Origin of the sequence: Streptomyces durocortorensis, from assembly GCF_016901035.1 — a bacterium.
Lineage (GTDB): Bacteria > Actinomycetota > Actinomycetes > Streptomycetales > Streptomycetaceae > Streptomyces > Streptomyces durocortorensis.
The window spans coordinates 1-3,616 of record NZ_JAFEUF010000401.1; the positions used below are offsets into that span (position 1 = coordinate 1).

Sequence of the window (3,616 nt, forward strand, 5' to 3'; positions counted from 1 at the left end):
GCGTACTGGGCCTGGGAGGTGTTGATGTCGACGGGCAGGACGGGGACGTCGTGGCGGCGGGCGTCGGCGACGATGACCCGGGCCGGCCACATGCCCGGGTCGTGCTCCAGCAACCCCGCGTAGAGAGCGGCCGGGTGGTGGGCCTTGAGCCACGCGGACTGGAGCGCGGGCACGGCGAACGCCACGGCGTGCGCCCGGCAGAACCCGTACGCGCCGAACGAGGCGACGATGTCCCAGACCTCGTCCAGCACTGCTGGGCTGTAGCCGCGGGCGCCGGCCTGCTGCCGGAACCACGCCTCGATCTTCGGCAGCCGTTGCTCGTCGCTGAGGGCGCGGCGGGCTACTTCGCCCAGGGCGCGGTCGCAGCCGGTCATGACGGCGAGGATGTCGATGATCTGCTCGTGCCAGATGGTCACCCCGTACGTGTCGCGCAGGACCGGTTCCAGGTCCGGGTGGGGGTAGGTGGGTGTGGCGCCGTGGCGGGCGGCGATGTAGAGGGCGGGCATGCCGCCCTGGACCGGGCCGGGACGGAACAGGCTGATGTCGGCGATGACGTCCTGCGGGTCGCGGGGCTGGAGTCGGCCGACCAGGTCCTGCTGGCCAGGTGACTCGAGTTGGAACATGCCGACGGTGTCGGAGTTCTGGATGAGGGCGAAGGCGAAGCGGTCGTCCAGCGGGACGTGGTCGGGGTTGTCGAGGTCGATCGCCCTGCCGGTGGTGCGGCGGATCTCGGTGACGGCGTGCGCCATCGCGGACTGCATTCGCACCCCGAGGACATCGAGCTTGAGGAGGCCCAGGTCCTCGACGTCCTCCTTGTCGGCCTGGAGCATCGGGTACTCGCCGCCGGGGGTGGGCTGTACGGGCAGCCGGTCCAGGAGGCTGGTGTTGGAGAGGATCACGCCGCAGGGGTGCATCGCGATCCCGCGCGGCAGCGCGTCCAGGCTCTCGGCGAGCTCCCACAACGGCCCGTACCGCCCGGCCTCCGCCGCCAGGTTCCGCAGTTCGGGCAGCTCGGAGAGGGCGGAGCGGATGTCGCATGCCCGGATGTGCGGGAACGACTTCGCGATCCGGTCCACGGTGGCCGGGGCGATCCCGAGCGCGAGGCCGGTGTCCCGCAGGGCATGCCGGGCCCGGTAGGTCTCGGGCATCCCGGTGACCGCGACCCGCTCCCGCCCGAAGCGGGCGATGATCCGGTCGTACACCTCCAGCCGGCGCGCGGACTCCACGTCGATGTCGATGTCCGGCAGCGACGAGCGCCGCTCGGACAGGAACCTCTCGAAGAGCAGGTGGTGCTCCAGCGGGTTCGCCGTGGCCACGAAGAGGCTGTGGTTGACCATGGAGCCGGCGCCGGAGCCGCGGGCGGCGACCCGGATGCCCATGTCCCGCACGTCCGCGACGACCTGAGCCACGGCGAGGAAGTACGGCTCGTAGCGGAGCCGCCCGATGACACCGAGCTCGTAGTCGAGCTGGTCCATCGAACGGCGGTCCCGGTCGAGACCGCGGGCGGCCATGCCGCTCTCGCACCGCTGCCGCAGCAGCCGCATCGCCCCGTCCGCCCCAGCCTCGGCGCCGACCACGGACGGCTCGGGGAAATGCGGCACACCGAGCCCCAGATCCCTCACCGGGTCCACCTCGCACGCCTCCGCGACGGCCACGGTGTCGGCGATCAGCTGCACGGCGCGCGCCCGGCCGCCCCCGGCGGCAGCCGCCACCCGCTCGGCTATCTCCGTCATCGCGGGCCCGCCCTTCAGCCACCGCTCCCCGCAGTCGAGGCGCCGCCGGTCGACGGGCCGCAGCAGCCGGGCCGCGTCCAGCACGTCCGCGACCCGGTGCTGGGACCGGTCGGCGTACCGTACGGCGTTGGTCAGCACGGCCGGGATGCCGAGGCGGTCGGCGAGCGCCAGGGTGTGCGCGGCCAGGCGTACCGACCCCGGGCCGGTGCCGGACATGCCCCAGCACACGACCTCCAGCCGCAGCCCGTCGCCGACGGCCTGGCGCCACGGTGCGAGGAGCTGCTCGGCGATGTCCGGGCGGCCGGCGGCGAGCGCCCGCAGCGGCTCCGACGCCGGACCGAGCAGCACCACCAGCCCCTCGCCCGCGTACCGGCCGAGCATCTCCCACGAAGCTGCCAGCGGTGCGCCCGCGGCGAAGGCCTCGGCGTGCGTGGCGGACACGAGCCGGCACAGCCGCGCCCACCCGGCCGCGTCCCGGGCCAGGAACGTCGCCCGGAACGGTGCCTCCGCTACGTGCGCGCCGCCGCGTACCGGGGTACGGCGGCGGGCCTCGGCCGAGGGCACATGGGGGGCGACGCCGAGGTCGACGCCGAACAACGGCTTCACACCGGCGGCCGCGGCGGCCTTCGCGAAGCGCACCGTGCCGGTGACCATGTCGCGGTCGGTCAGCGCCAGCGCCCCGATCCCGCGCTCGGACGCCCGCGCGACGAGGTCATGGGGATGCGAGGCACCGTAGCGGGCCGAAAACCCACTGCTGACATGCAGGTGAGGGACGCTTTCCCGCATGACACCCTCCGCCCATAACCCCCAAAGCATTACTAATCGAACTCTTCTCCCTCGACTGTATCGAACATTAATTCGAACACGCGAGTTCTAGGCGCGGAGTTTCAGCCAGCCAGGTCGTTGTGACTGAGCGCGCTACCTGGCCATTGAGTACTCGCCCTGGCGAATCGAGCATTCCGCAGGTCAGCGCCTTGATCGGGGCCCTGAAGGCCTGGACCTGTTGGAAAATGGATCGACGGCCCTGCGCCTCACCTGTGAGCGTGCGGGGCTACGCCACGCTGAGCGGAGGTTCCGTGGGATCCAGAGACGCCGACATCGACTTCACGTTCACGCACCCGACCACCGTGCGCGCGATCGTGGATGCCCTCACCGGGGTGGGCTGGTCTGTGGAGGACCCTGCCGGGGGTGTCACCCACATGATCAACGACGCGGACGACATGTACGAGTGGTACGCCGGCTCCCCCGAAGACATCGACGAGGTCCTGGTGCGCCTGGACGCGCCCAGCAACCTGCCGTACACCGTGGCCATCAACGTCTACCACTCGCAAGCCGGGACCGGCGGGATGTTCATGTTCATGCCCGGCCGCAAGGAAGCCCTCTTCTCACCCAGCATCAACCGCCGGCACATCCCAGCGGCGCCCGCGCTCACCGACCTCGCCTGGTACCTGCACGCCCTCGTACCCGCCCTCGCCGCGGCAGGGCTCGAAGGGTACGAAGCCAAAGAGATCAAGTACTGAGCAGAGCGACCGGGCCTCGATCATGCCGCCCACGCTGTGCGTCGCAGGTGTCCATCGGTGCCAACTATCGCGCACGGTCACAGTCGTTGGGTGCGAGGTCGGGGCGTAGTCGGTGCCAGGAGGGGTGGCGCAGGCGCCCGGCGCGGGTGCGGGAGGTGTAGCGGACTTCGCCGACGAGCTGGGGGAGTACCCACCGGGCTCCAGTCACCGGCGGCATCTGCGCAAAGGGGCAGGCGTCGATGGCCGCGGCCTGGAGGAGTTCGGCGAGGCGGGTTCGTTCGGCCTCGCTCCAGCCGGTGCCGACGCTGCCCGCGTAGTGCAGCAGTCCGTCGTGCCGCTCGCCGACCAGGACGGCTCCGGGCA

3 protein-coding genes are annotated in these 3,616 nt (G+C 71.6%); 1 reads left to right on the forward strand and 2 read right to left on the reverse strand.

Annotation, left to right across the window (positions count from 1 at the left end; translation table 11 throughout):
- On the reverse strand, nucleotides 1-2,519 hold a 2,519-nt coding region (gene dnaE, locus JS521_RS34550; protein WP_205086824.1), incomplete at its 3' end, for a DNA polymerase III subunit alpha.
- Between the two features lie 290 nt (nucleotides 2,520-2,809).
- Between dnaE and JS521_RS34555 the strand changes: the two genes are divergently transcribed.
- Nucleotides 2,810-3,253: a hypothetical protein gene (locus tag JS521_RS34555; RefSeq protein WP_143588559.1), complete on the forward strand. Its 444-nt coding sequence runs from the start codon at nucleotides 2,810-2,812 to the stop codon at nucleotides 3,251-3,253.
- A gap of 64 nt (nucleotides 3,254-3,317) precedes the next feature.
- Here the strand turns inward: JS521_RS34555 and JS521_RS34560 are convergent.
- Nucleotides 3,318-3,616: ATP dependent DNA ligase (locus JS521_RS34560; RefSeq protein WP_443732191.1), on the reverse strand; the 299-nt coding region annotated here is incomplete at its 5' end.